The sequence below is a fragment of the Anoxybacillus sp. LAT27 genome, from assembly GCF_022030075.1.
In the GTDB taxonomy this organism is placed as follows: domain Bacteria; phylum Bacillota; class Bacilli; order Bacillales; family Anoxybacillaceae; genus Anoxybacillus; species Anoxybacillus kestanbolensis.
This window is the reverse complement of sequence record NZ_JAIWYK010000223.1, coordinates 1-255: the sequence shown is the minus strand read 5'-3', so window position 1 is coordinate 255 and position 255 is coordinate 1. Positions and strand designations below refer to the sequence as shown.

Below are 255 nucleotides of genomic sequence, written 5' to 3'. Positions count from 1 at the left end.
GGCTCCAGCTGGACCTTGGCCTGAATGCCCTCGCTGCGCAGGAGGCCGATGAGCTGGATGGCGTGAACGATGTCGCTGTGGCCGTAGGTGATAGTCCGCTCCGGATCAAAATGGGGATCAAACCGCGTGTCCTTCAGGTTGTAGCCGGTGATCAGGTTTTGCTTGAGGCCTTCGTCCACTACTTTTTGCAGCTCTTCCGCCCGGATGATCTGCGACTCGTTCCAGGCCTGAACCAGTTTGCCAACGATGTCGTCA

Annotated in this window: 1 pseudogene; it reads right to left on the bottom strand. The window is 58.0% G+C overall.

Annotation, left to right across the window (positions count from 1 at the left end):
• Positions 1-255: pseudogene (locus LD028_RS09220) on the bottom strand (hypothetical protein); the annotation flags it as partial.